This is a genomic window from Ammoniphilus oxalaticus, from assembly GCF_003609605.1.
Classification (GTDB): Bacteria; Bacillota; Bacilli; order Aneurinibacillales; family RAOX-1; genus Ammoniphilus; species Ammoniphilus oxalaticus.
On the sequence record NZ_MCHY01000008.1, the window covers coordinates 640,825 to 667,698 of the forward strand.

27 protein-coding genes and 1 riboswitch are annotated in these 26,874 nt (G+C 42.6%); of the genes, 17 read left to right on the plus strand and 10 right to left on the minus strand.

The window, feature by feature from the left end:
- Positions 1-30: 30 nt before the first annotated feature.
- Both BEP19_RS09515 and BEP19_RS09520 read left to right on the plus strand, forming a co-directional pair.
- On the plus strand, positions 31-462 hold the full coding sequence (locus BEP19_RS09515) for a hypothetical protein (protein WP_120189644.1): 432 nt from the start codon (positions 31-33) through the stop codon (positions 460-462).
- A 176-nt stretch (positions 463-638) separates the two neighbouring features.
- On the plus strand, positions 639-2,330 hold the full coding sequence (locus tag BEP19_RS09520) for a methyl-accepting chemotaxis protein (RefSeq protein ID WP_120189645.1): 1,692 nt from the start codon (positions 639-641) through the stop codon (positions 2,328-2,330).
- A gap of 330 nt (positions 2,331-2,660) precedes the next feature.
- On the opposite strand, the gene BEP19_RS17390 is transcribed toward BEP19_RS09520, so the two are convergent.
- Positions 2,661-2,864 carry a hypothetical protein gene (locus tag BEP19_RS17390; RefSeq protein WP_147393783.1) on the minus strand — a complete coding sequence of 68 codons (204 nt, stop codon included), beginning with the start codon at positions 2,862-2,864 and terminating at the stop codon, positions 2,661-2,663.
- Between the two features lie 139 nt (positions 2,865-3,003).
- Here BEP19_RS17390 and BEP19_RS09525 point away from each other — a divergent pair, with 139 nt between their 5' ends.
- The 4 genes from BEP19_RS09525 (at position 3,004) to BEP19_RS09540 (ending at position 7,686) form a co-directional block, all read left to right on the plus strand.
- Positions 3,004-3,414 (plus strand): PH domain-containing protein, encoded by a 411-nt coding sequence (locus BEP19_RS09525; RefSeq protein ID WP_120189646.1) that lies wholly within the window; start codon positions 3,004-3,006, stop codon positions 3,412-3,414.
- A 99-nt stretch (positions 3,415-3,513) separates the two neighbouring features.
- The gene (locus BEP19_RS09530; protein ID WP_170145322.1) at positions 3,514-4,761 is read left to right on the plus strand and encodes a TolB family protein; all 1,248 of its coding nucleotides are present in this window, start codon (positions 3,514-3,516) and stop codon (positions 4,759-4,761) included.
- A 233-nt stretch (positions 4,762-4,994) separates the two neighbouring features.
- Positions 4,995-5,531, plus strand: coding sequence for a hypothetical protein (locus BEP19_RS09535; RefSeq protein ID WP_120189648.1), 537 nt, complete (start codon positions 4,995-4,997; stop codon positions 5,529-5,531).
- 16 nt (positions 5,532-5,547) lie between these two features.
- Entirely contained in the window at positions 5,548-7,686 is a 2,139-nt protein-coding gene (locus BEP19_RS09540) for an ATP-dependent helicase (protein WP_120189649.1), read from the plus strand.
- A gap of 48 nt (positions 7,687-7,734) precedes the next feature.
- Here BEP19_RS09540 and BEP19_RS09545 read toward each other — a convergent pair whose 3' ends face one another.
- The gene (locus tag BEP19_RS09545) at positions 7,735-8,286 is read right to left on the minus strand and encodes a C40 family peptidase (RefSeq protein ID WP_245983448.1); all 552 of its coding nucleotides are present in this window, start codon (positions 8,284-8,286) and stop codon (positions 7,735-7,737) included.
- 9 nt (positions 8,287-8,295) lie between these two features.
- A riboswitch (cyclic di-AMP (ydaO/yuaA leader) is annotated at positions 8,296-8,467 on the minus strand.
- Positions 8,468-8,695: 228 nt separating this feature from the next.
- Between BEP19_RS09545 and BEP19_RS09550 the strand changes: the two genes are divergently transcribed.
- From BEP19_RS09550 to BEP19_RS09570, 5 genes are all read left to right on the plus strand, one after another.
- Positions 8,696-8,794 carry a sporulation protein YjcZ gene (locus tag BEP19_RS09550; RefSeq protein ID WP_245983450.1) on the plus strand — a complete coding sequence of 33 codons (99 nt, stop codon included), beginning with the start codon at positions 8,696-8,698 and terminating at the stop codon, positions 8,792-8,794.
- 221 nt (positions 8,795-9,015) lie between these two features.
- Positions 9,016-9,873 carry a C40 family peptidase gene (locus BEP19_RS09555; protein WP_120189651.1) on the plus strand — a complete coding sequence of 286 codons (858 nt, stop codon included), beginning with the start codon at positions 9,016-9,018 and terminating at the stop codon, positions 9,871-9,873.
- Positions 9,874-10,303: 430 nt separating this feature from the next.
- Positions 10,304-11,242: a beta-ketoacyl-ACP synthase III gene (locus BEP19_RS09560; RefSeq protein WP_120189652.1), complete on the plus strand. Its 939-nt coding sequence runs from the start codon at positions 10,304-10,306 to the stop codon at positions 11,240-11,242.
- A gap of 169 nt (positions 11,243-11,411) precedes the next feature.
- Positions 11,412-12,386 (plus strand): YpdA family putative bacillithiol disulfide reductase, encoded by a 975-nt coding sequence (locus tag BEP19_RS09565; protein WP_120189653.1) that lies wholly within the window; start codon positions 11,412-11,414, stop codon positions 12,384-12,386.
- A 91-nt stretch (positions 12,387-12,477) separates the two neighbouring features.
- Positions 12,478-12,966 (plus strand): hypothetical protein, encoded by a 489-nt coding sequence (locus BEP19_RS09570; RefSeq protein ID WP_120189654.1) that lies wholly within the window; start codon positions 12,478-12,480, stop codon positions 12,964-12,966.
- A 383-nt stretch (positions 12,967-13,349) separates the two neighbouring features.
- On the opposite strand, the gene BEP19_RS09580 is transcribed toward BEP19_RS09570, so the two are convergent.
- From BEP19_RS09580 to BEP19_RS09600, 5 genes are all read right to left on the minus strand, one after another.
- Positions 13,350-14,273 carry a S66 peptidase family protein gene (locus tag BEP19_RS09580; protein WP_120189656.1) on the minus strand — a complete coding sequence of 308 codons (924 nt, stop codon included), beginning with the start codon at positions 14,271-14,273 and terminating at the stop codon, positions 13,350-13,352.
- 106 nt (positions 14,274-14,379) lie between these two features.
- A complete protein-coding gene (locus BEP19_RS09585) occupies positions 14,380-14,610 on the minus strand; it encodes a stage VI sporulation protein F (protein ID WP_245983452.1) in 231 nt (76 codons plus the stop codon).
- Between the two features lie 150 nt (positions 14,611-14,760).
- Entirely contained in the window at positions 14,761-16,443 is a 1,683-nt protein-coding gene (gene recJ, locus BEP19_RS09590) for a single-stranded-DNA-specific exonuclease RecJ (protein ID WP_120189657.1), read from the minus strand.
- 132 nt (positions 16,444-16,575) lie between these two features.
- On the minus strand, positions 16,576-17,148 hold the full coding sequence (locus BEP19_RS09595; protein WP_245983454.1) for a lysophospholipid acyltransferase family protein: 573 nt from the start codon (positions 17,146-17,148) through the stop codon (positions 16,576-16,578).
- A gap of 98 nt (positions 17,149-17,246) precedes the next feature.
- Positions 17,247-17,579 carry a hypothetical protein gene (locus BEP19_RS09600; protein ID WP_120189659.1) on the minus strand — a complete coding sequence of 111 codons (333 nt, stop codon included), beginning with the start codon at positions 17,577-17,579 and terminating at the stop codon, positions 17,247-17,249.
- Positions 17,580-17,782: 203 nt separating this feature from the next.
- Here BEP19_RS09600 and BEP19_RS09605 point away from each other — a divergent pair, with 203 nt between their 5' ends.
- The 6 genes from BEP19_RS09605 (at position 17,783) to helD (ending at position 23,852) form a co-directional block, all read left to right on the plus strand.
- On the plus strand, positions 17,783-18,367 hold the full coding sequence (locus tag BEP19_RS09605; RefSeq protein WP_120189660.1) for a superoxide dismutase family protein: 585 nt from the start codon (positions 17,783-17,785) through the stop codon (positions 18,365-18,367).
- A gap of 17 nt (positions 18,368-18,384) precedes the next feature.
- Positions 18,385-18,549, plus strand: a complete 165-nt coding sequence (locus tag BEP19_RS17650) for a hypothetical protein (protein WP_170145323.1) — start codon at positions 18,385-18,387, stop codon at positions 18,547-18,549.
- 117 nt (positions 18,550-18,666) lie between these two features.
- Positions 18,667-20,664 (plus strand): PAS domain-containing sensor histidine kinase, encoded by a 1,998-nt coding sequence (locus BEP19_RS09610; protein ID WP_170145324.1) that lies wholly within the window; start codon positions 18,667-18,669, stop codon positions 20,662-20,664.
- A 20-nt stretch (positions 20,665-20,684) separates the two neighbouring features.
- Positions 20,685-20,930: a hypothetical protein gene (locus tag BEP19_RS09615; protein ID WP_120189662.1), complete on the plus strand. Its 246-nt coding sequence runs from the start codon at positions 20,685-20,687 to the stop codon at positions 20,928-20,930.
- 92 nt (positions 20,931-21,022) lie between these two features.
- Positions 21,023-21,403: a helix-turn-helix domain-containing protein gene (locus tag BEP19_RS09620; RefSeq protein WP_170145325.1), complete on the plus strand. Its 381-nt coding sequence runs from the start codon at positions 21,023-21,025 to the stop codon at positions 21,401-21,403.
- 220 nt (positions 21,404-21,623) lie between these two features.
- Positions 21,624-23,852 (plus strand): RNA polymerase recycling motor HelD, encoded by a 2,229-nt coding sequence (helD, locus tag BEP19_RS09625; RefSeq protein WP_170145326.1) that lies wholly within the window; start codon positions 21,624-21,626, stop codon positions 23,850-23,852.
- An 18-nt stretch (positions 23,853-23,870) separates the two neighbouring features.
- Here the strand turns inward: helD and trhA are convergent, their stop codons facing one another.
- The 3 genes from trhA to BEP19_RS09640 all read right to left on the minus strand — a co-directional run bounded on the left by trhA (position 23,871) and on the right by BEP19_RS09640 (position 26,753).
- Positions 23,871-24,518 carry a PAQR family membrane homeostasis protein TrhA gene (trhA, locus tag BEP19_RS09630; RefSeq protein WP_120189665.1) on the minus strand — a complete coding sequence of 216 codons (648 nt, stop codon included), beginning with the start codon at positions 24,516-24,518 and terminating at the stop codon, positions 23,871-23,873.
- Positions 24,519-24,765: 247 nt separating this feature from the next.
- A complete protein-coding gene (locus BEP19_RS09635; protein ID WP_120189666.1) occupies positions 24,766-26,061 on the minus strand; it encodes an aminotransferase class I/II-fold pyridoxal phosphate-dependent enzyme in 1,296 nt (431 codons plus the stop codon).
- A gap of 104 nt (positions 26,062-26,165) precedes the next feature.
- Positions 26,166-26,753 (minus strand): DNA-3-methyladenine glycosylase I, encoded by a 588-nt coding sequence (locus BEP19_RS09640; RefSeq protein WP_120189667.1) that lies wholly within the window; start codon positions 26,751-26,753, stop codon positions 26,166-26,168.
- Positions 26,754-26,874 lie beyond the last annotated feature (121 nt).

Here is a 26,874-nt window from a genome sequence, read left to right on the forward strand (position 1 = left end):
AGACGTATTTTAAAAAGTAAAAAGGCGCGCTTGGCGATCCTGGTGATTTGTTCAATTTTGCTTTTTCGTCTCGCTTTGGTTGAAGGTATTTATCATCCGATTTTTTTCTATCCAATCGTAATACTGATCATTGGCGCTGCTGTATACCGAGTCATACGGGAAGAAGAGTTTGAATTGCGCTTTTATGAACGATGGAAAAAGGCCAGAGAACAAGGGTACTGGACGAATGTTATACGCGAAGGCGTCAAATCGTTCGTTAAGTTGGGGTGTTTGGTCGGGTTTGGGCAGTTTTTTGGGAATGGTCTTAGTCCAAGGGTAATTGTTAGTTCGATTTCTGGTTTGGCGCTGGTGTTCATCATATTGTTTTTAGGCGCGTTAAGTTATGGGATTGGGCTCATTTCCTGGCATGAAAACAACAAGCGTTTTGATCGAATTGAAGATCGAATCAGCAATTCAGTTTAGTCTATAGAGCAAGCGTGGAAAGCGAATTCGTTTTTCGCGCTTGTTTTTTTATTGTTCATATAAAAAATATTCCAATTTTTAAATCAAGTTTTGAAAATTGTTACTTAAGCGCTATACTTGGAGTTCATAGCATTAAATGGTTAAATACAACTACGAATGGTTAAGAGGTAATTTGGATGAGTGTATTTAAATTTAAAAGTATTCGAATGAGGTTGATTGCAGGATTTTCAATTGTTTTAATGTTGAATGTTTGCTTTGGAATTTTTAACTATTGGACGATTAGCAATAATAATAAATTATCTGAGGAGATTAAAGAAACTGACCTTCCACTTTTAATAGTAAGTAATCAACTGGAGTCATCATTGGCTAACCGAATCGGAGTCATCCGCGGTTATCTTCTATCCGGTGATCCGTTCTATAAAGATTTATTTGATCGTTATACAAAGGAAACAATTCCATATGCTGAACTTGCCTTAGGGATTGGGGATTCAGCCAAAATAAAAGAATTAGACGAACGTTCACAGCAATGGGAGTCCTTCATTGTAGAGCAAGTGTTTGGGGAATATGATAGGGGAAATCATGAAGGCGCTATTGAGAATTTACTGCGAGCAAACGATGATTTTTCTACCTTAATTACGGAGTATCAGGAAATGGGACAAGCAAATGAATCAGTCATAATTGAAAAAGAAGAGAGCGTTGTGGCTCAAGGGAAACTATCGCTATGGATTACAATAGGAGTTACACTGCTCGTGGTGATTATAGGCGCGGTGATCGCCAATATTAGTTCAAGATCAATATCTCATCCCATTTACGCAGTTATGGAACGCATGAAACGAATGGCGAGCGGGGATTTAAGTTTGACGCCTCTAGAAAGTCACACGAAGGATGAGGTTGGACAACTTGTTCATGCGATCAACGAGATGAGCGAACAAATGCGCGAAATACTAAATCAAATACAAGCAGCAGCTTATACTGTATCTCATCATAGTGTGGATTTATCTACATCTGCGAATGAAGTTAAAACGGGTTCGGAACAGGTAGCTTCAACGATGCAGGAACTGGCGTTTGGAGCGGATGCGCAGGCGGATCATAGCTGTGACTTATCCGACGCGATGCAAACCTTTGTAACAGAAGTTGAAATTGTCAATAAAAACGGAGCATACATAGGAAATAAGTCTGTAGACGTCATTCATGCAACGAACGAAGGCAGTCAATTAATGGACTCTTCTAAACGACAAATGCAGAAAATAGATCAAATTGTTTTGAACGCCGTTCAACAATTTCAAGGTTTAGCAAAGCAAACACAAGAAATATCGAAGCTTGTATCTGTTATTCAAGATATTGCCAATCAAACGAATCTCCTTGCTTTAAACGCGGCGATTGAAGCTGCGAGGGCGGGTGAACATGGAAAAGGTTTTGCGGTTGTCGCTAATGAAGTTAGACAACTTTCCGAAGGAGTATCTAATTCTGTAACTGACATTACAAATATTGTTGTTGATATCCAGACTGAATCGGAAATTGTAACAACATCGTTGCAAAATGGGTATAAAGAAATTGTAGATGGCTCAAGTCAAATCGAGGAAACAGGCGCAAAATTTAATGCGATCGAGGAAGCTGTAACGGAGATGGCAGACCATATCAGAACCATGTCTGAAAACCTAGCGAGCATTGCTTCAAGAAGTAAGGAAATGAATCGCTCCATTGAAGAGATTGCCGCAATTTCAGAGCAGTCTGCTACAGGAATAGAGCAAACGTCCGCATCCTCGCAAGAGGCTAGCGCGATGATGGAAGATATCGTTGGTAGGTCAACTGATTTGGCTATAATTGCTGACAATTTAAACAAACTCACGAGTCGGTTTAAACTTTAAACTTTTAAAAAAGATAACAAAGCCATGTTCTTCTGACAAGAATTTGGCTTTGTTTGTGTTAACAACAAGTGTGAGGACTGCTTTAGAATGAATACATGAGTGTTTGAATATTGCGTTCACGTTCATATGCCTAAAAGGTGGAAGCAAATAAATCTTGGGCCGAGGCAATTATATCGCGCCGCCAGTCCTCCATAAAGTTGAAAAGTCATTCCCCTGGAAATATTTACAAAAAAGTTAAGAGTATAGTTATTATCAAACTTTTTTTCATAAAAGAATGAAGAAGATCGCCCGTATATTACCTAAACAAGATAACTAGACGTCAAGCCGCGATTAATCACAACCGCCCCCGCCGTCACCTCCGCCACTACAATCTGAACCGCCGTCGGATGAGAACCAGCCCCCGCTTGATCCATTAGTATCATAATCGGAACTGTATCGATTCGAGTTTCTGCTGACTTTTGGTTTATTGGGGAAACGACTGATGAACCAAATGAGCGCGCCTACTCCTGTCACAAATAAAAATGTTGACCACACGGCTCTAACCTCCTTTAATGTTTACTAATAGTAAAACTATAGTTCCTAAATTTACTTTTGACAACTAAATCCGCGTTTTTAGGACGCGATTAAAAACATAGTATAATGAATAAAAAGAAAATGAAAAGAGGGGATCTGGTTGTATTTCCCATCAAAAAAAGATGTGTGGCTTGCTTTTGTTCTTTGGGGATCTAATGTATTTTGCGTAATCCCGCTTATCATTGAATGGAACCTTTATGTTTTTCTTATCGTGATGCCGATTGTTGGCTTTATATGTTGGATTTGGTTTTCAACGGGCTATACGATTGATGGTGATCAACTAATTGTTCAGTCTGGACCGATTAAAAAGAGTGTGGATATTAAGAGTATTAGGAAAATCCGAGAAACTAAAAATCCGTTATCAGCCCCGGCTTTATCGCTAGATCGACTAGAAATTATTTATGGACGTTTTGGGGATCTTGCGCTCGTTTCGCCCCAAGATAAACAGCGTTTTATTGAGCTGTTGCAAAATATTCAACCGCAGATTGAGGTCGAATTAAAAAAGAAATGAGCGCCCGTTTTCGTTGAAAAGTGGCGCAAATGGTCATTCATTCACTGAATGGTGAGAGATCCTTTGATTAAAGGGAATAATACGTTCGAGGTGAAACGGATGAACAGGTTATTTAGGATAATGTCGATGGTTCTGCTCGTTTGCTGCTTTTTCGGAGGTGGACAAGTCGATGCAGAAAACACGCTTAAAGCTGCTTTCGTTCGTGACGGTCATTTGTGGATCAAACAGGGGGAGCAGGAGACTCAAATCACAAAGGAGGGTTTTGTTTGGTCACCTGTTTGGTCGCGCGATGGGAAATGGATTGCCTACCTTAAAAGCGCGGAGGAATTTGGCGAAGGGATTGTATGGGTTTACAATTCGGAGACGGAAAAAAACTTTAACTTGAACTATCAGGGCGAAAATCTCCAATGGGCCCCACATAAAAATCTACTCGCTTTCCAACCGCAACTGGGGATTAATGTAACGGAGTTACAGGGAGATGAACCAGGAAAAACGGCAGATGTCGCTCGAGGCGTAAACAACTTTTCTTGGCTGCCTGATGGGAAGGGCTTTCTAGCTTCAGCAGACGCAAATCTTTTGCCAGATGGTTGGACAAACCCAATCCTTTATAAAATCAAGCTAGAAAAAGACCTTCAACCCAGCGAAGAATTCGCGAATGCAACACGCTATTTTACGATTCCAAGCCCGTTAAAAAAGGGGGGCATCACGTTGCCCGCAATCGGGACCTCCAAGTTTGCATGGTCTCCTGATCAAAAATGGATTGCTTTTCTCGTTAGTCCAACGGCGTCTTGGTCGATGGACAGCAACCTGTTGTGTGTTTTATCAGCAGATGGAAAGACGTTTGAGGTCTTGGATGAGATGGCGGCGGGGTTTCCATTTTCTTGGGCGCCTACAAAAAGTAAATTGGGATACATCGAAGGAGAAGGCAGGATCGTTTTTGGGTTTAGAGATAAAAATCTGAAAGTACAAGAATTCACTGTTGCAAAGTCGCTTGAGTTGACCCCGGATAGAATGGTTGATCTCGCTTTTGCTTGGAAAAATAATAACCACGTAATTGTGTCTCGCGCGTCGGAACGCGACTGGTCTAATCAACCATCTGAACGAGTATTCCCTCAGCTATTTCAAATTGATCTTCATAATAAGGAGCAGAAGCAGCTCAGTTTTCCGCCGAATGGGTACGGTGATTTTAACCCCGAGTTTCTTGAAAGTAGTCAAAAGCTAACCTGGACCCGATCAAACTGGGAAACAAACGATATATGGATCTCCGCAACAGATGGAACATCAGCGAGAAAGTGGATTCAAAATGTAAGTGATCAATCATCGATCAGTTGGTTTGAAACGAGATAGACTTCATTTGGGAACTAACTGTAAAAAAATAAGATTACGAATATGAGTGTTGTGTATTAATCATTGTGGACAAGCCCTCGGAAAGTTTCGAGGGCTTAATGTATTTAGTTTCATAAGAAAACCAATTCCAAATAATTCATCCTTGTATAATATACATATTCTCAACATCCAAACAGGGAGTTTCATATCTATCCAAATTTCGATAGAATGAAAGAAGATAGGAGGAGTGATTGTTGTTTAACCGTCACAGTAGAAAACTTATCGTAAGCGCGCTTGTGATTGCCTTGTTGGTCGGTCTTTATGTAACAAACAAGGAACAGCCTTTGTATGGGAATGATCATGACTCGATCGCCCAGGTGATTCAATCAATTGAAGGTTACCAAGGCATTATTGAAATCATTCATATTGAGGATATAGCGGATGAACGGTATGTGGCTTTTCTAACGAATAACATCCCTGCTTATATTCAGTTTGAAAAAGATAAAGACGGGAACTATTTGTGGAGACATATTGAAAAAAGAGAGGATTCATTTGCCTCCTTTATTATTCCTACATGGATTGAGAAGCCGCCTAAACTACTAATTGTCGCCAATTTAGATAATGATATTGCGGCGATTGAGGTACAGGTGAATGAGCATGTGATGAAGCGGGATATCCCTGTCAATCAGCTTTTTGCTACTGTCATCGATCTACCGAAAGCAGATGGAGGGTCCTACAAATTTGAATACAACTATTTTGATCAAAACGGAGATCCAATTCGTAAAGAATAGTGAGGTTTAAACAATCATGCAAGGCTTTTTTATACGGAAGGAACAAGAATTGGGCGTTGCTTTAAACGAGGCGCAAAAACAAGCTGTCGCCCATACAGATGGGGCGCTATTGTTGCTGGCGGCTCCAGGATCCGGGAAAACAACGACGTTAATCATGAGAATCGGCTATCTGATTGAGGAAAAAGGGGTCCAACCATCACGAATTAAAGCGGTGACGTTCAGTCGAGCGGCGGCAGCTGATATGCAAGAACGCTATAGACGTTTTTTTCCGCAACTCCCGCTCATCGATTTTTCAACGATTCATAGTTTGGCTTATGAGGTAACGCGGGATTATTTGAAAAAGCAAGGTGTTGGCTATCAGATTATTGAAGGAAATGTAGGGGGAACGGGACAAGGCCACCCGCGATTGCATAAGCGGATCATTTTGCGTAAATTGTTTCAGAAAATTGTTGGTGAGTCAATTACAGATGATCAGTTGGATGAGCTGACGACGTATATTAGTTACGTGAAAAACAAACTAATCCCAAGGGACAAGTGGGCGGAAGTAAAGATTGACGTTCCAAAAGCGGAACGCATTTTACGGGGTTATGAAGCGTTTAAAAGAAAAGACGCCAAGCGATTATTGTTAGATTACGATGATATGTTAACGCTGGCCAATCACATTTTTGATTCGGATGAACAATTGCTGGGCAGCTATCAACAACGTTTCGACTATGTTTTAACCGACGAAAGTCAGGATACGTCGCTTGTTCAACATGCGATTATTGAAAAGTTAATAAGACCCCATGGAAATTTATGTGTCGTAGCAGACGATGATCAGAGTATTTATAGTTGGCGCGGAGCCGAACCCGCTTACTTGCTTCAATTCAAAGAGTTTTATCCCGATGCGACGATTCTATATATGGAACAAAACTACCGTTCATCCAAACAAATCGTCGATGTTGCCAATCAATTTATCCAACGGAACCGTCAGCGCTACAATAAAAAGATGTTCACGGAAAACCCTGCGCGAGAACCGATTCAAATCCAATCATTTGTCGATCATCGACAGCAAACAACTTACCTCGTAGAACACATTAAACAACACGGTCAGTTCTCTGATGTGGCGGTGCTGTACCGAAATCATTCGTCATCCATTGCCCTTATGAATCAGTTTGACCGAGCGGGAATCCCATTTTATATGAAGGACGCGGACAACCGCTTTTTTTCACACTGGATTGTAGAGGACATCTTGAATTTTATGCGGATGACATTTACAGATAAACGCGTCGATATTTTAGAGAAAATCCATCTCAAATTTAACGGTTATATAAGTAAGCGGCAAATGGAAGCGTTGAAGGATATCAATAACGATAAGTCTGTTTTTGATAACTTGTTGCGTTATTTTCAAATGCCAGATTATCAGATTAAACGATTGAAAGCGTCTAAAAATGCGTTTCAACAAATGAAAGGGATGCCGCCGCTTCAGGCAATTCATGTCATTCGGGGAAAGCTTGGTTATGAGAAAGCATTGGAAAGAATGTGTGAACACCTTGGTTTTAATCAAGACTACCTATTTGGAATTTTGAACACGTTAGAACAGATCGCCACTACGTTGCCTTCCATGGAAGCATTCGCCCAGCGCTTAACGTATTTGGAGACGGAATTGAAGCGAGCGCAAAAGAGGAAAGATCAGAATGTCGTTACCTTTTCTACGCTTCATAGCGCTAAAGGACTGGAGTTTGAACAGGTGTATATGATTGATTTACTCGACGGCATCCTGCCTTCGGCAAGCGATCAGGGCGACGCTGCCCTTATGGAAGAAGCGGCGCGTTTATTTTATGTAGGGATGACGCGGGCGAAAACACGCCTCCAGCTGCTCAGTTATCAACAGATTGGTCATGATAAGACGGCTGAATCGTCTTTTGTAACAGTAGTTAAAGAGATGATCAATCGTTCGGAACAAAGACCGAATAAAGAACAACGAATGCTGAATCCGAATGCAATCCAAGATCGCCAGCAACTATTCCACGGCGCAGTCGTTAAGCATCATATTTTTGGAAACGGTTCAATTTTGCGGGTGACCGATGAGCAAGTGCATATTCAATTTCAAGACACGGAGAAAGTGTTATCAATTAACACTTGTTTAAAGAGAGGTCTTTTAGAACCCGTATAGCTGTTGAGGGTCGAACGCAAACCGTTCGACCCTGTATAAAGTGTATACCTATTTGATTGCGCTGCCTCCAAAAATAAAGCGGTGTTGCCAATGAGTACCTGCGATTTGGTCGACGCGCACCCCACCTGATTGATTGGAGTAGGTGTGTAACATCTTTCCGTTCCCTAGGTAAATCGAGACGTGAGTAATTCTTTGATTAAACTTGTTGGTACCGGTGTAAGAACTCGCTTTTGGGCCGCGGTAGGACATAAAGAACATCAAGTCCCCTGGTTTTAAGCTTGTTAGTTGTGTCGTTGTTTTTCCGATTTTTTTTACGTAGTTTGCCTGGGTTCTAGAGTTCGTTGTTATGTCCACGCCCGCTCCATTTAGGAATGCTCTACGTGTAAAGTCGGAGCAATCAAGTGTGCGCGCGCTGTTTCGGTTGGAGCCAAACTCATAAGGAGTTCCTAAGTACTTCAAGCCGGCTTGAAGTACTTTTTGGCTAGTAGACGTTTGTGTTTGGGATGTTTGGGCCTTGGCTTGTCCCTGAAAAGGTGAGATGAAGCCTAAACCAATTGTCGTGACCGCAAACATAACGGCCATTTTTTTTCTAATATACACGTGTAAAAATGCCTCCTTTTTGTTTGCCTACGAGGTTAGTTGCCGGGTGCGGATTGAAGGAAGACAACCCTACGCAATTGCGATTAACCCCAAACATTGAGCTGTTTTTCGCGCTCAGTGTCATTAAAAATCCCCCGCGTTCCTAGAAAGTTAATATGGGAACTTTCGGCTATTTAAAACGATAGCATACAAATTAGGGTAAAGTTAATGCCAAAAACTTGGGCGTTTTGCCCAAAAAAGCCAAACTGTAATTCTCTATAAATTAAGAATATGAACAAGCTGGATGACTACTCGTTTGTCTAGGAAAATAGACAAACGCCTAAATTCAACAAGATAGGCGATCGCCCAAACCGATAGGCAGACGGTTACATATGATACATCAACAAAGCAAAAAGGAGAGATGTATTGTATGAGTTCTTTTGGCGGATGGTTTGAAGATAACGATTTCTTAGTGATTTTGGTGTTGTTCATTTTATTAGTGATTATCTTTGCGGGTTTTGACCGTTAATACAGATCGTAAGGATCTGTAACAAAAATAAACAAGCAAAAGGCGGATACCGATAAATGGCTTCCGCCCTTTTGCGTTTAAAAATGCGACTCTTCTACTAAAAGGTTAGGAAATTATTCCTTTTATTCTACTATATTGTTACAAAAATCGAATCTTTCATAGTATAATAGAGTATGGTTGACAAACTTTTGCTGATAGAATGAGGGGGTTAGGGAAATCTGATGAAAAAGATTGCGGGACTACTTTTATCCACCTTTTTAATTGCTGGCGTAGCCCAGGCAAATCCGAATACATATATCGTTAAACAGGGCGACACCCTGTATGAGATCGCTCGTCAACATTCTGCTTCAGTGGAGCAAATTAAACAATGGAACGGCCTGGCGACAGATCAGATCCGGATTGGTCAGCCACTCGCTCTCGCTCAAGGGGCTACCCTCGCTAATGCTGGTCAAACGGCTGTAGGATCGAATCGCGTGTCCAGTGGTCAAGCGAAGGCTACGATTCAGGCAGATCGTTTGAATGTGAGAGAGAAGGGTGATTTGTCGGGTCAGGTGATAGGTAGCTTTAGTCGCGGCGTCGTTGTCGATGTGCTGCAAAGGGGACCGCAATGGTCTTTGGTGGAAAGCGGCGGGTTAAAAGGCTATGTTTCCAATGATTTTTTGCAAGCAGGAGCCGGGACTTCCGTGACGACAGTTTCACGATCAGGCAACCCGTTTGAAAGTCGTCTGCAGAATGTTGTAAGGCCTTTGGTAGGAACCCCTTATAAATTAGGTGGGACAAGCCCTGCCGGATTTGATTGCAGCGGTTTTACAGCGCATGTGATGGGGCAGTTTGGCGTAAAGTTACCGCGTATCTCGGAAGACCAGTTTCATGTTGGTGTCGCAGTCGATCGGGCAAATCTGCAACCAGGCGACCTTTTGTTTTTTGATTCCTACGGTAGCGGCAAGATTACGCACGTAGGTATTTATGTAGGAAATAACCGGATTGCGCATGCCGCGTCACGCAGTGTTTCTATTGATGATGCGACCTGGTATTTTAACAATTACCGCTATTATGGGGCAAAGCGTGTATTGCGCTAATAATGAGCATACATATGTAGTTGATAGTAGTAGATGTCAAGTGGAAAATAGTTGCCGATGCTTGCGTGGCATGTTTTTTGTATAATAAAAGCAAGCTAAATCATTCAGATGTTTAGCGTTGAGAGATAATCTTGGCTGTTCCTGGGGGAACAGTCTTTTTTTATTTAAGCTGTCGACCTAAATTTATAGATTCGAGCAAATGGGAAGATAATCCGAACGCACTTTTACCAAGATACAGGGAAAGGTTTATCAGATGCTGTTTCGTTCGTTTAAATCAGCAAAAAAGATTGAAGAAGGGTAGCGCTTGTTGTAAAGTAAAAGTAAAGTTTTACATGAGGCGATTGGAGCGCCGAGAGCCTGAAATATAATTATACGGAAGAGAAATGAATCAGGGTTCACAATAAAACTTATGTAGGGAAGGAAACAAGGGATGAAGAGAGCTGGGATTATTGGAATTGGTCATTACGTGCCGGAAACGGTTGTTACAAATAAAGATCTAGAAGAAAAGTTAGATACGAGCGACGAATGGATTACGACACGAACTGGAATCCGCGAGCGAAGAATTGCATCGGATGAAATGGATACGTCGGACTTAGCTACGCAAGCCGCTTTAGCCGCGATCGAGAATGCGGGAATCGGAGTAGAGGAAATCGATCTGATTTTAGTCGCCACTTCTACAGCCGATTATCATGGATTCCCATCTGTCGCTTGCTTAGTGCAAAACAAGTTAAAAGCGAAAACAGTCGGAGCAATGGACGTGAGCGCCGCTTGCTCAGGTTTTATTTATGCGATGGTCATGGCAAAGCAGTTTATTGAAACAGGCGCAAACCAACGTGTGTTAGTCATCGGAGCGGAAAAAATGTCGAAGATGGTGGACTGGTCTGATCGAAATACCGCTGTGTTATTTGGTGATGGCGCAGGAGCAGTCATTCTCGGGCCAGTTTCAGAAGACAGAGGGATCTTATCCTATGAGATGGGGGCCGATGGCAGCGGCGCGGATGAACTATTCGTCGATGATTATTTGCAAATGAATGGTCGTGAAGTGTTTAAATTTGCGGTGCGTCAAATGCCGGACACGATTCAACGGGTTGTGGATCAAGCGGGCTTAACGGTCAGCGAAGTCGATTTCCTAATTCCGCACCAAGCGAATACGCGCATTATTCAATCTGCGGCGGATAAGCTGGGCATCCCTGAACAAAAAGTTTCGGTGACTGTTGATAAATATGGGAATACTTCCTCGGCATCGATTCCCTTATCCTTAGTTCAAGAGGTCCAACTCGGTAAGATTGAGGATGGAGACCTACTTGTGTTGGTTGGGTTTGGGGCGGGCTTAACTTGGGCTTCGCTCACGCTACGCTGGGGTAAATAAAGATGAAAGAGGGGTTGATCAGTGCCTGTGTTCGCGCTGCTGCAGCCCCTTCTCATTTTCATACATATTGGGATTTATAGGTCCGCCGGATTCTATATCCTACATCGTTATTTTCTTTTGCCTAATCGGTCCATAGAATAAGATAAAACAAGCTAAGGAGTGGAGTGAATTGGAACAAGCGCTCATTATTGGGGCAGGTCCTTGTGGTCTTTCCGCTGCGGTCGAGTTGAAAAAAAGGGGAATTGATCCGTTAATCATTGAAAAAGGGTGTATCGTTAATTCGATTTTTCACTATCCGACCCAAATGCAGTTCTTTACAACGCCTGAATTACTGGAAATCGGGGAAATTCCGTTTATGACCGCGCATGAAAAACCTTCACGGGCGGAGGCATTAAATTATTATCGTGAAGTAGCCAACCGCGGGGAACTTCGCATTCGAAATTATGAGCAAGTGGAACGTGTAGAGCGGGGCGATGGATACTTTAAGGTAAGTTCTGTCGACCGCTTTCAGACGAAACATGAATATCAAGCGCGTTTTGTGATTGTAGCCACGGGTTATTTTGATAATCCGAATCGACTGGGTGTGCCTGGTGAAGAGTTGCCTAAAGTGACGAATTACTTCAAAGAAGCCCATCCGTATCAAGGAATGAAGGTGGCGATTATTGGCGGCAAAAATTCCGCGGTTGAAGCGGCGATGCAGCTTGTCAGAGTGGGCGCTGAGGTGACTCTCATTTATCGCAGGGAGGCATTTACTTCAAGTGTGAAACCATGGATTCGTCCGTTAATTGACAGTATGATTGAAAAAGGCCTAGTTCAGGTTCATTGGAATTCACATGTTACGGAAATTAAGGAGCGGTCGATTGTCGTGGACATCGGGGGGCGACAAGAGAAGATTGACAATGATGCGGTGCTGGCAATGATTGGTTTTCATCCTGATCGGAAGCTATTGTTTTCGATGGGGATCGAACTGTCTGAAGAAACAGGGGCGCCTGTCCATAATCCCGCTACAATGGAAACGAACGCGCCCGGTATTTATATTGCGGGAGTTATCGCCGCGGGTAATAATGCTAATGAAATTTTTATTGAAAATGGTAGATTCCATGGCGGTGTCATCGCCGAGCACATTAAAAATAGAATAAGTTAAAAAAGCCGAAATTGTTTCGGCTTTTTTTCATGAAGAGAGGGACAAGTTCATATAGATAGAGAGAGCGAGATGGAAAGGGGAAAGGCGTAAGTTGTTAAAGTACACGACAGGTTTATTGTTCATTTTTATTTTTATATTATCAGGTTGCGGGAGTCAACTTACCGATGAAAACGATCGGAACAAGGGACAACATGCTGAACAGGATCAGTTATTCGTAAAGGTTTTAGAAACAAAAACTGCGGTCGTTTTGCAGTTGTCAGAAGAGCTTGAAGAGCAGTTGCAGGCGATGCAGAGTGAGGATGAGTGGCATGAGGCTACGGAACATATGAAGCAGGTTCAACAAGATATTTTGTTCCATTGGAACGAATTACATAACGACTATCGACCGCAACATCAGACATTGCGAAAGGCAAAAGAAGATCTAAAGGCAATATTGACAGACTATCGTGATGGATTATCGTTAGAAATAAGTGGGATGGATACAGCGGATGCTATGGAAATGAAATTAGGCTTCCAAAAAACGACGAAAGCTCGCGAGAAAATGCGACAATTTAAAGAACAACTAGCAGAGTCTCGTTAAGCGGCCTCAATCGATTGGTTTAGCCAAAAGGAGGGATGGCTCCTCCTTTTTATGGAAACCACGTGTTTGTCATCGCGTTTCATTTATCTTGATTAAAAAGCGGCGCCTAATAGTATGATCGCGAGTATCATCATCCCGAAAGAACCGAGGAGTATGTTAACAATCTGGGTGTTAATCGTATCTTTCATCATTTGTACGGGAGAACGGGATAAGGATCCGCAGGACTGACATACTCCAGAATGAGTTTGTTTACCTGTATCGCAAATTTTACAACTCATATTGATTCTCCTTCATGTTACGTTTCAAACGTATTATATTTTATACAATTTAAAAAGGAATCGCAAATCATTTCTCTATAAAATAAAAATTACCCGTCAACGATGTTAACGGACGGTTGGTTGCATAACGGTTAAGGCGGTTTGCGCCGTGTCTAAATTCACCGTCGCTCCGATTGGAATCGCCGCTTTGTAATAACTATGGGCGGTTTGCAGATTCGTTATGGTCGGTTTGTTAAGCGGGAGAATGAATTCATCGACTAAGTCCTGGAACGATTTTCCATAGGCAGGCGGACACTGTGAGCATTGTCCAATCACGATCCCAAGGCAATCTCTAAATTTGCCCGCTTGAGCTAGTTGATTAAAGTATCGATAAACTGTATTAATGGGTTCATGGACTTCTTCAAGGAGCAAGATCTTTCCTCTTGTATTTATCTCATAAGGAGTTCCCAGTCCAGTTACGAGCGAAGTAAGATTACCGCCGACGATGGGCCCCGTTACATTTCCCGCATTAAAGCTCTGCAAAGGCGGGACGTCTGGGGGATTTTCAATGGGCCTCATTGGAGAAACAACAGATGTTGCCGCAAAAAATTGATCAAAATTGTACGGAGGAGTGTCAGGTTTAAAGTCAATCAATAGCAAACTTTGAAAAGTGATCAAATTCGCGTTTTGGTATAACATGTTCAGTAAAATAGAAATATCGCTGTATCCTGAAACAATCTTCGGGTTACGGCTAATGATTGTTCGATCTAAATAAGGAAAGATAGAGGAAACACCCACCCCACCGCGTGTAGGAAGGATCATCTTCACTTCGGGATTTTGAAACATATCCATCAAGTCTTCTGCGCGCTGGCGGTCCGAGCTTGCTAAATATCCCTGCCATTCATACACGTACTTCCCGAGTTCAATGCGAAAGCCCATGTTTTCTAACGTTTGAATTCTTGCATTAATCGTGTCAGCCGCCAGGGGGCTGCCTAAGGTGACAATTCCGATCGTATCGCCACGTTGCAAACGAGGGGGTCTGATGGCCACAGTTGTCTCCTCCTTCTATTATACAATGAATAGGCATTTAGTCTCTACCTTTTATTAATATGTAAAAAGACTTCCTTAAAGAACTAAAGGAAGTCTCATTCGCCGATTACTTAAATTTCTTTTTTACTTTCTCCTGGACCTTTTCAATCTTTTTATTATTTAAATTTACTCCTAACGATTTGCCTACTTTTTTAATCAAAGACTTCAGCTTCTTGTCGCTTTTCATGTCCTCCGGAGAAAAACCTTTGGCCAGCGATTTGATTTTGTCAAAGTCCCAATTTTGATTCGTCTTTTCATTGATCTTTTTTAACATACCCTTGGCGTCTTTCTTATCCAATTGCTCCACTCTCCCTATATTCTAGTGATTTAGACCAGCAATATAGTATATTAGCGAGGGAGGCAAGTTGCTTATGCGTATAACCATAGGAGTTAGAAGCCTATCAAATTATGCGGCTTAAAAAGGAGGATTAGTAGGCTCGCTTCTTGATCAATCTACCCAGCGGGGCACAATCTGCATTGATTTCCAGTAGTCGCTATATTGGAATTGGCCGTAGTATGTTTGTTCTTGATGGAACTCGGCGCGGTTTGCCCCTGACCACATCGCGAACGGAATCTCAATCGAATGGTGTTTCAACTTGCCAATTTTCTGGTCCTCTTTTAACATTCGACCTGGCAGCAACGTGCCGCGGATGGCCCACGTAATCTCAGGAAACCCTTGTCCAAATGGCTCCAATTTGGTCAACACTTCGAAAAAGCGATTGAGGTCAGCGATCTCGTTCAATGAAAAGGAAGCGTCCCAACGATTGATGCGCTGCCATACATCAGAAGGATAGGTTGCTAGTTCCTCATCTAATGCTTTGAAAAATGGTTCAACAAGGCTTTCATCTTCGAATGTCATGCCTGCGGCAGCGGCATGACCTCCCCATTTATTGCCAAGTAAATGTTGGTGTTTTTCCATTAATTGAAATAGATGCACCCCTTCAATCGAACGGGCAGATCCTTTTACGACGCCATCTTGTTTCGCTAAGCAAAAGGTTGGGCGGTAATATTGGTCCATAATTTTGGAAGCGGCAATCCCTACGACACCTTCGTGGAAACTGTCGTCAATGATCGCGAGCAGGTGGCGATAAGGTGATTGTTGCGCCTGCTTAAGCCCAATTTCAACAACGTGCTCTTGCGCGGCTTTCCGTTCATTGTTGCGCGTTTCCAGTTCATCTAAAATAGATGCGCAGTAGGCGGCATCATTCGAAAGTAACAGATGGACCACGGGGTCAGCCTCTTTCATCCGTCCGGCAGCGTTGATTCTTGGTCCGATCGAAAATCCGAGCGTGTTTGCGTTGACCTGTTTCCAACCTAGTCTCTCTTTCATCAATTTAAACGCTAACCGTTTGCCTTCCATTATTTTCTCCATGCCGATCCGGACCAAAATCCGATTGTCACCTTGGAGCGGCATGATATCGCATACGGTGCCGACCGCAACTAAGTCTAGTAGGTCTTCTTCGACCCATTTTGGCGCCTGTTTTCCATTGCACTCCCAAAGGGCTTTCATAAATTGATAGGCAACGGTACAGCCGCAAATGTTGGGATCCGGATAATCCGTAACCATCGGGTGAATCACTGCATGGGCATGTTTTGGAAAGAATTGTTTCGGCTCATGGTGATCTGTCACGATCGTATCGATCCCTTTTTGTTTCAAGTTTTGGATTTGGGCATCGCTAGAGACGCCGCAATCAACTGTGATGACCAGCTGTGGATTCATCGCTAATAGACGCGGTAGATTGTTGTCGTTTAAGCCATAACCTTCCGTAAAACGATCGGGGATTAAGTAGTCTACCTCAAAGCCGTAGTGCGGTTTTAATTGGTTAAGCACTGTCATGATTACGGCGGCTGCTGTCGTGCCATCCGCATCGTAATCGCCGACAATGACAACCTTTTCCTTGTTTACAAAGGCTTTCCGTAATCGCTCAACCCCCCGAAAAATTTGTGGGCCGAAAGCGGTGCTCGGCGTCACATCGGCTAAAGTTCCGTGAAAAAGTTGCTCTAGTTGCGCGGGAGTGGTCACGCCCCGTCGTTTTAAAATGGAACCGAACAGGAGCGGGATTTGGTTTGCTAGTAGCCATTCGCCCATTTCCGTTGGCAGCGCGCTAGATTCATAGGGCATCCACAACATATGTAATAGCTCCTTTCTCCTTTTTACTATGTTTCAATTTATGATGTTCGTCAAAAAATAAAGACTTCATCTTATTTAGATGAGTCTTTACTTCCTCGGAAAACGCAGCGTGGCGGGTTGTTTTAATAATAACTAAGCGTCGCTGTCGTGTTGCTGTTTTAGTTTCCGAATTTCTTCCGCTATTAAGTTAGCGATTTCCTCGTGACCAAGCCCGTCAGGAAACTCAATCGGTGGTCCAAACACAACGCCAGCGGGTTTAAACCACCCATTGTTGACGCCATGGATATATGTTGGAATCACGGTAGCTTTACTGCGAGCGGCAATAAACCCGATTCCCTTTTTCGCCTCTTGGATTTCCCCGCTTTTTGAGCGTGTTCCTTCAATAAAGATAGAGAAGATCTGTCCATCTTTAAGCAATTTTAAGCTGTGTTTAAGCGATTTTAAGTCTGCTTGTCCTCGTTTTATAGGGAAGGCGCCCATTTCTGTAATCAAGCGACCGAACCAACCAATGCGAAAGAGTTCTTCTTTTGCCATAATATACATCTTGCGCGGGGTGTGCGTGCCGACGAGGATCGGATCGTAATTACTTGTATGATTCATCGCTAGAATACAGGAATCCTTCGGAATATGTTCAATCCCTTCGATTTTGATGCGGAATCGAAGATGGAGGTAAAATTTCACAATCGCCCGTATCGTATGGTACACCAAATGACTTCTTCCTTTCTATCAGTCTATCAAATGTAAAAGTAAGTTCATTATACAGCCAGATAAACAAAAAAACCACCGAAGTGGTTTGAAGCGGGTTATTTTCCAGATAGTTCGCGGAAAACACCAATCATTTCGTTTACGTTGTTCAATCGTTCCGACATCGTTGAGATGGGGGGAAGCTTGAACGGGAAAGAAAAACCTTGCTTACTTTTTAAGCTTGTTGTTGCCGCTGGTTGTCTGGTTGAACGGCGTCTGTGCTCTAGGCGGGCTACCTTTCGTTCAAGACGCTTTTTTCTCGTTGAGATTCTCTCGTTAAATCGAACTAAAAACGCGGGATCGTTCATGATACTTCTTAACATCTCGGGATGAGAGCGAAAATAGTTTTCATTCGTTTTAATCCATTTCTTTAAAGCTGCTTTTTGACTCATGGATGCGCCTCTCTTTCTCATGATGAACTGACTACACTTTCACACTATGTGACGAGCGTTAATTTCGATTGGATCATTGCGCCGATCGAGCGAAAAATGGACTTTTACCCTTTTGCAAGTCTTGTTATAAACAGGGTTTTAAAAATGAATGTGTGGACAAACTGTAGATAGAACTCAATAAAAATCATAAAGGAGTATGAAGAATGAAATGTAAAAAAATGATCGTCTCTGCCCTGTTGGCCGTTGCCGTCCTTACAGGCTGTTCGCTTCAGTCCACGGAGCAAACAAAAGAAGAAGGGGCGCAAGCGGAAGCGATGAAACAAGAATCGGTTGCGGTAGCAGAGATGGCAGAAACAAAAACGGTGGAGATCATCAACAGTAAAGGTGAAAAAATTGGAGTTGCCACATTAAAAGAAGAAGAAAAAGGGGTACGTATCTTAGTAGAAGTATCAAAATTAAAACCGGGTAAGCATGGCTTCCATATTCATGAGAAAAATTTTAAGGACACTGATTTCGATTCAGCGGGGGGACATTTTAATCCGACGCATAAAGAACACGGATTGAAAAATCCGAAAGGCCATCATCTAGGGGACATGCATAATCTAGAAGTAAAAAGCGATGGGACAGCGGTTCAGACTGAATTTTTAGAACAAGTTACCTTAAAAAAAGATCATCCGCATACGTTAATTGGCAGATCAATTATGATTCACTCAGATGAAGATGATCAACGCAGCAATCCGGCTGGGAATTCAGGCGAGCGGATCGCCGCAGGCAACATCGTCGAATAAACAAAGGAGGAAGTTCGATGAGAAAGCTGCAGAGAGGGCTCGCTTTGCTTCTGATGGTCAGCTTGTTGAGTAGTTGTCAAACTGTTCAACAGCAAACGAATAAAGAAGCGCCGAATCAGAAGAAACAAAAGGAAAGCAGAGAAGAATTGAAAAAGTCTGGCGGGGAATCTGACAAGGATTAAATAAATGACAAAAAGCAAAAGGTCGTAATTAACGACCTCTTTTTTGTTTTAAATACATTTCTTGTCATATTTCCTGTATAATTGAAGAAAATGACAATGTTTATGGGGAGATCGGAAATGTTACAACAAATTTTTGTTAATTTTAGTGTTTTCTCCTTTTTAGTTAGCGCAGCGGTTGTTACGCGAATCTTTTATTTTCCAATCAAACCAATTAAACACGCTTGGATCCTTGGTGGGGTCTATGCCGGGCTCATTTCACTTATTTTAATGAATCTATCAATTCCATATAATGAGACATTATCATTAGATATCCGCTATATTCCATTCATTATATCGTGCGCTTACTTTGGTTTGAAGTCGGGGTTACTCACGGCCGCGCTGTTACTAATAGGAGAATGGCTATTTTCAGAAAACCTAGCCGTTGATCTATCAATCTTCATGATTGCTGTTCCACTATTTTTCGTATCTTTATCTTTCTGGAAAAAGCCTTATCAACGGGCTCTCATTTTGTTACTGGAATATGTGACACTCGTCTTTACCGCGCATTGGCTATACAGAGGAGGGGCTCCTGTTCCTTTTTCATTTATGATGATATTGACAGGTTTTTTGTTGATGGGTTTGACAATTAGTATCTGGCTAATCGAAGGATACAGTACATTATATTCACTGATCAATGAATACACAAAACTGAACACTAAATTGAAAAAATCGCAGCAAGAATTAAGAGAAACGCTTCGTGGTCAACAAGGCGTTATTTTTAAATTTAAGAAAGAGGATGGGAACTTTATCCATACGTTGTGCGACGGTCAGTTAATCCGTAAAAGTCAGCTCAATCCAGATCTTTTCCTATCGCCAGATTGGACTAGATTATTGCAGCCTGACATTGTGGATGAACTGTTGGGCCAATATGAGCGGGCTTGGCAAGGTTCGGATACAAGTTCTGAGATACGGTGGCCAAACGGACATTTCCTACAACTCATGCTGCAACCAATCTTTCGGAGTGGCCAAGTCATTGAAGTTGTCGGATCGATCTTCGATATAACTGAGAAAAAAAGAATGGAGCAGGCGTTAGAAGAAAGCGAACGCCACTATCGATTAATTGCGGAGAATACATCTGACTTAATTACTGTGCTGCAAGTGAATGGGAAGGCAAAGTACTGCTCTCCTTCGCACCAAGTGATTCTCGGCTATTCGCCGGATGATCTATTAGATGGAGAGATCAAGTCTATATTTGAGCCACAAGTTCTATATCGAATTCGAGAAAAATTGGCTAAGATTATTAGAGAGCAACAACCTGATCAAATAGAATTTCGTTGCCAACATAAAAATGGGAACTGGGTTCAATTTGAATCGCGCTGTATGCCAGTGACAGGGCCGCGTGGCGATGTGGAATATATCGTCATCGTTAGCCGAGATATCTCAGAACGGAAGAAAGCGGAGGAACTGGCGCTTGCTTCAGAAAAATTATCGGTCGTTGGCGAATTGGCGGCGGGTGTCGCCCATGAAATAAGAAATCCGCTGACGACATTAAAAGGATTCATCCAAATGTTTCAGAAAGGCGAGATCGATCCTGTCTACTTGGATGTCATTAGCTCCGAATTGGACCGAATCGAGCTGATTACGAATGAGTTCCTGATTTTAGCCAAACCACAAGTTGTTCATTACCGTGTAGAATCACTCGTCTCCATCATAGAGAATGTGGTCGCGATCCTAACGCCGCAAATGAAACTAAACAACATTCAAGTTTATACGGAATTTGAGCAACAGCTTCCACAAATCAAATGTGAACCGAGTCAGTTAAAACAACTCTTTGTTAATATTATGAAAAATGCAATTGAAGCGATGCCGACTGGCGGAATAATGAAGTTAAAAATTTACCGCCAAGAGGATTATTTATTGGCTGAAGTAGAGGATAATGGCTGCGGTATTCCCGGCGAGATCATCTCGCGACTTGGTGAACCGTTTTACACGCTTAAAGAAAAGGGTACCGGATTGGGATTGATGGTCTGTAAAAAGATTATTAATGAACACGGTGGAACCATTCAGTTTTTTAGCGAGCTGGGAGAAGGCGCGACTGTTCAAATTGCGCTCCCATTGTTTAATCAAGCCGAATAAACGAAAAGGGCGCTGGTAGCGTGAACAATATTTGGGATAGAGTGAATGATTGGAAATTCTGGGCGTTGGCCAATGGACAGGAACAATTTTACAGATTATTACTGGAAAATAACATTCATTCGACGAATGGGCTTGTCTATGATAGGGCGGAGCCATACCTATCTTTATCCATTCCTTCTCACCGACAGTTGTTGCAGGAAGCCAGGCGATTGCTTGATCCGCCGATGTTTGCTGAATTCTATCAGGATCTATATGGGAAAGGATGAAAAGCGCTCCTATTCGCGATGGAATATTTTTCGTCCGATATCAAGAGAGATGTAAAATTAAAAAGGAAGTTATAGAACGGAGTCTGATAGTGATGAATGTTTTACCTATCCGCTTGAAAATGTTGAGGAAGCAGTTAAAGTTCACCCAAGAAGATGTAGCAAAACGGGCCAGCACAACGATTGCCAATATATCAGGCTATGAATCAGGGAACCAAACTCCTAGTTCTCCGATGTTGTTACGATTAAGTAATGCCCTGAATTGTTCAGTTGATTATTTATTCGGTCGCTCGGATGAACCGCGCTACAGTCCGGAGCAAAGCCATGAATTGGAAAATGAACGCCCAATTTCTGTCCATGAGTTAGTCGAGCGCTATACGATTTTAATGGATGACGGTGATGCGTTAACCAAAGAGGAAGTAGCAGAGATGCTTGATTATATTCAAGTCAGGCGCAAGATGAAAGAGAAAAGATGAGCGCGCCGCAAGTTAAGCGTTCATCTTTTCTTTTTTGAATAAAAAAACCTCCCGCTTCATCGGGAGGCAATGCTCTCAAGCCTAAACGAACCGTTTAGTCTGACCTCAACAATTATACGCTTTCATTAGGAAAATGTCTTTACTAAATTTCCTGCTTGTTTAAATTCCCTTATTTCTACCACAATAAGGGGAGAAGCTCTCTGTAGGAAGGATGATTTTGATGGATGAACACGTTTGGGAGTTGGAGACCGAGCGCTTAGAACAAATGGCGCAACAAATCAAACGAGAAATGGAAAAATTGGGAAAGGTCGTGGAGCATCGCCAAAGCGAAGCATTAGAAATTCGCAGAAACTTTTGGGATGAAGTCACGGTTAATACGTCCGACTATACAGAAATTGCGGAAACAGCGGCGAGCATTCGTCAACAGCAGGCGATTTTAAGCGAGCAGGAGCGGCACTATCAACAAGCCGAACAAGGTTTGAAAAAACTTGCTAAATTAGAGGTCGCGCCTTATTTTGCTAGGGTTGATTTTGCGGAAGAGGGGATGTCTAAGGAAGAAATTTATATTGGGATAGGCTCCTTTGTTGATGAAGATACCCATGCGCTACTCATTTATGATTGGCGGGCTCCGATTTCAAGTCTATTCTACGATTTTACGCCAGGCCCTGCTCAGTACCAAACGCCAATCGGCGAAATAAAGGGTCAACTTTCTCTAAAGAGACAGTTTTTAATTAAGCAGGGAAAATTAGAAAACATGTTTGATACAGGCATTCAAATCGGCGATGAGATGCTCCAGATGATGTTGGCGAAAAACGCGCATGAAAAGATGAGTCACATTGTCACGTCGATCCAACAAGAGCAAAATCAAATTATTCGCGACGAAGAACATGATATTTTAATTGTGCAGGGCGCGGCAGGCAGTGGGAAAACGTCGGTCGCTTTGCAACGTGTCGCTTATTTGTTATATCGCTTTCGAAATTCATTACGCTCGGATAACATGGTTTTATTTTCCCCCAATTCGATTTTTAATGATTATGTTTCTAATGTTTTACCTGAGTTAGGGGAAGCGAATTTGTTGCAAACAACGTTTCAAGAGCATATTGAACAACAGTTTGAGAAAGTGGTTCAAGTAGAGGACAATTATGATCAATTAGAATATTTATTAGGGGTTAAAGAGAGCGATCCGAATTACAAGATACGCTTAAAAGGAATTGAATGGAAAACTTCCCTTTCGTTTATGAAACGTGTGGATGATTACGCCGAACAGTTAACAAAGGAAGGGATGTTGTTTCACCCGTTCGTTTTACGAGAGCGCGTGTTAATCTCTGAGGAGCAAATGCAAACGATTTTTTATGAACAATTAGCTCAAGAGGCCTGGCTTCCGACCCGTGTGTCAAGATTACAACAGTGGATCGTTGCTGAATTACAAAAATGGGAACGCAGAATTCAAAAGCGTTTCTATCGAAAACTGCGTGAAAATCCGCGTTACATGGGAACTGAATCTGAAATGAAAACGCAGAGCGAGCAGCGCGCGACACGGATTTTTGATCCGTTGCGTCGACAGGCTAACCAGCTTGATTTCTTAAATGTAGTGGGGATGTACCAGCGCTTCTTTACGGCGCCACATTTACCGAGTGATTATGCGGCAGTCGGCCTACATACAATCGATCGGTTGAGTGCAGGGCAGATGTTCTTTGAAGATGCTACACCCTATATGTATTTGAAACAACGGATGATTGGGATGGATACGATCAATCAGATCCGACATGTGATCATTGATGAAGCGCAGGATTATTCTCCTTTTCAACTCGAGTATATTCGCAAGTTGTTTCCAAGAGCCAAATTTACGATCTTAGGTGATCTAAATCAAGGGATCTTTTATGCCAATCGACAAAGCTATGAACAGATTGAAGGGTTATTTGTTGATCAACAAGTGGGGATCCGAAAAATGATGAAAAGTTATCGTTCCACTGCGGAGATCGTTAATTTTACCCGTTCAATCTTGAACAAACCGGAACCGATCGAGGCGATTGGCAGACACGGCGAACAGCCGCGCATTCAGCAGGTTGCAGCAGAGGAACTCCCGCGTTTTGTTGCCGAATGCGTTCTCAGCCTGGGCGCCGCAGGAGCTGAATCAATCGCAATTGTGTGTAAAACAATGGAAGAAGCAAAGCAAGCGTTTATCGCTTTAGAATATCAACTAGAACAACCGATTCACTTGATTACAAAAGATACACTGGAATTTAAAACGGGCGTGACGGTTATTCCCGCTTATTTAGCAAAAGGATTGGAATTTGACGGTGTAATCATTTACAATGCGGGAAGAGCAATATACGAGCATGATGAAGATCGGAAGCTGTTATATACGGCTTGCACGAGAGCGCTCCATTTTTTACGCGTGTTTCATAGTGGAGAACGATCTCCGTTATTGCCAACGACAGAAGGGTGACGGAGACGTCACCCTTGTTTAGCGGATCGGTAGGACATGATAAAACATTGTGAAAAAGTGGAAGGCGCTACCGGCAACGACAAATAGATGCCAAACAGCGTGATGGAAAGGGAAGAGTCGCCACATGTAAAAGATCGTCCCGAATGTATACAAGAGGCCTCCGACGATGAGCATGATGAGGCCCTCAAAGGCTAAACGGTTGATCACAGGTTCAAGGGCGAATACAATCATCCAACCCATCGCGAGATAGATCATTGTCGTTAAAAATAGGAATCTCTTTGTAAACAATGCTTTGAAGATAATTCCGAGCGCGGCAATGGTCCACACAACACAAAGCAATGTAAATCCTAAGGAACCTTTGACGACGAGCAGTAAAATGGGTGTGTAGCTACCCGCGATAAAAATGTAAATTGAGGCGTGATCCATAATTTCAAATAGATCTTTTAGCTTACCTTCGCGTAAACTGTGCAACAAAGTGGAGGACAAGTACAAAAGAAGCATACTTGATCCATAGATAGAGAAACTGATGATGTGCGTGGCGCTGCCTTGTTTAGCGGAATGACTGAGGAGTAAGATGAGCGCGACCACGCTTCCTATGGCTCCTAGACCATGTGTAATAGCATTGGCAATTTCTTCACGTTTTGTGTAAATATAGCTGGATCTCACTTTTGTCACCTCACCATCTTCATTTTAACTTTTTTCGTAATAAAAAGGAATAAAAAAGTTGTAACAGAAAAAGTACAAGCGCGTTAGACTATGCTTCTAGCTATAAGTTTGACACTTATGTAAAAATTATGCCTAGGAATCCGCCGACACTAGACATTCTCCCCAGATTGCAAGGTCTTTTTGGAAAGTAAAAAGGAGGTGTCATGAAAAATCAGTTTTACTGACTTTCTAGACAACCCCCTCATACCTATTGCTCGAGATCTTTTACCGCTTTGTAAATGTCCGCGAACAACTCTTCGATATCTTCCACTTCGACACTGCTGAACGCGACCCTTAGATCGGTTTTTCCTAGGGCGATGGTTCCGACCTGATATTGATCAAGCAGATGATTGCGTAATGTCTCAGCTTCTACTTTTTTCAAGTTTAGACACATAAAGTAACCGGAGTTAAACGGATAGTAATCCCATGCGTCATCATATTTTCCAGAATCAAGCACTTCTTTAACTTTGTTCGCTCTTTCTTTGATAATTCCATATTTTTCTTGCTTCTGTTTTTCATAGTCAGGAGCTTGTAGCGCCTTTAGCACAAACGTTTGTGAAGGGTGTGGCCCGCTGGATATCGTCGCGCGAATAATCCCTGTTGTTTTTTGTTCTAAAGCGGCCAGGAGCGCTTCGCTTTCTGAAGCATACGTAATGAATCCAACGCGGAATCCCCAAACGTACTCTTCTTTCGTTGCTCCATCAATTTTGACAGCAAGCACGCGAGGATGAAGATTGGCTAATTTCCCAAACAGCGATTCGCGGAAAGACTCTTCAAAGAATAGGCCATAATACGCATCGTCTGTCAGAACAATGACGTTGATGCCCGCTTCGGCGCCCGCTTTAATGGCGGCGACAATTTCATCCGCTTCCTCTAAACTTGGGGTGTAACCCGTCGGATTATTCGGGAAGTTCATCACGACAATTGCTTTACCGCGCTCTTTTTGACTTAAGATAGCTTCTTTTAAGCCAGCCGCGTTAAATTTCATTTCTTCATTATAAAGTGGGTAGTAAACCAATTCAGCGCCGCGACGCAATCCAAATGTAATTTCATAGTTTTCCCAATTTTTATCTGGAATAATAATCGCGTCACCTTGTTCTACAAATAGATCGGAAGCAATGCTGAGCCCGTGTGTCAGAGCGTTGGTCACGATCGGGTTGCCAATCGTTTTGCCCGCTAAAGAAGGGGTTTGAGCGATAATTTTATCTTTCCAGATCGATCTTAGCTCAGGTTTCCCCGCGGGAGGAGCGTATACGTATAAATCTCGAGGATCGTAAGTTGATAACGTGTCTTGGATTACATCTAAGTGCATCGGTTGCCCATTTTCAATGGCGATTCCAATCGTAGCATTAAACTTTGTCGCTTTTGATTTAGCCTCTGCAGATTGACTTAAGATTCCTTCCCTTGGAAAATAGATTGCTTTTCCAAGTTCGGAAAGCATGGCAAAGACGTGCTCATTTTCCTTTTTAATCGTTTCATTCAGTTGCTTGACTAGTGAATTCATCTGACTCTTCCTTTCAATGGATAGGCGATTTCAGTTTTTTCCATGTACTATAATATCAATAAATCAGCGGATATGCCACGTAAGTTTTTTGAATGGGGGAAGTTTTATGAAACAGGCGGATTACGCGTCACCTTTCGTTTGTAGCAGCTGCTCTCATGGTCATTGACTAAACCGGCCGCTTGCATAAACGCGTAACAAATCGTTTTCCCTACAAACTTGAAGCCCCTTTGTTTTAAGGCTTGGCTCATTTTTTCGGAACGGTTCGTGTAGCTAGGAATCGATTGATCCGCCGTCCACTGGTTGACAAGCGGTTGTCCGTTGACAAACGACCAAATGAAGGACGCGAAATCCTCACCTTGTTCTTCCATGGCCAAAAAAGCCTGCGCGTTTGCGATAAAGGCTTCGATTTTACCGCGGTGCCGAATAATGCCTTTATCTTTTAATAGCCTGTCTATTTTTGCATCCCCATATTGGGCGATCAGGCTCGGATTGAAACCTTCGAACATGAGGCGATAGTGGTCTCTTTTCTTAAGTACTGTCAGCCAAGAAAGACCAGCCTGGGCGCTCTCTAAACACAATAGTTCAAACAATTCGTATGAATCGTAGCAGGGAACCCCCCATTCATGATCGTGATAGGCTTGATACATTGGATTTGCAGTGACCCAACTGCATCGTTGGCGTTGCGTCTTCATTAGCCGCGCCTCCCCACCTGATTTTAGACGTTATATTGATCATAACAGATCTGCTTTAAACAAGCACATTCTCCGCTAAAACATCAGAAGAACGTTAGAACGCCGGATTCCCTGCGAATTA